We start from the raw sequence: 542 nt of genomic DNA on the forward strand, positions 1-542 counted from the left end.
TCGATCTGAAGTCGGACCTGTTCACTTACGACATTGACGCCAAGGCTTTGGCCCGCGCGCAAATGATGGACGGCAAGCTGTTGCTGGTCACCAATGTGGCCGATCTGGGCCCCGAGCAAATCGTGCGGCGCTACAAAAGCCTGGCCGATATTGAGCGTGGCTTCAAGGTGCTGAAGTCGGAAATTGAAATTGCACCGGTGTATCACCGGCTGCCCGAGAGAATTCGAGCCCATGCCAGCATCTGCTTCATGGCCCTGATCCTGTACCGGATGATGCGTCAGCGCCTGAAGGCAGCAGGCCAGGGGGTCTCACCGGAGACGGCCTTGGCGCAATTGCGAAGGATTCAACGCCAAAGTGTCTCCATCAACCAAGGTGCGCCCATCAGCGGCATCTCCAACATCAACCGCGAGCAGGCCGAACTGTTCTCGGCGCTGAACCTCAGAAAGCCCGTACCAGACACGCAATTGGCCCTGTTGTAGTGGAAATATTCAAGCGGTTTCTAATGAAATCAAGCACTTGGCGCACTTCGTGTCGAACTCGAG

The 542-nt window shown here is 56.5% G+C and carries 1 protein-coding gene; it reads left to right on the top strand.

Translation table 11 applies throughout. The features are described from left to right. On the top strand, nucleotides 1–479 hold a 479-nt coding region (locus AC07VS_RS28825; RefSeq protein WP_494752697.1), incomplete at its 5' end, for an IS1634 family transposase. Nucleotides 480–542 lie beyond the last annotated feature (63 nt).

The organism is Curvibacter sp. GW821-FHT01G03 (genome assembly GCF_059422285.1).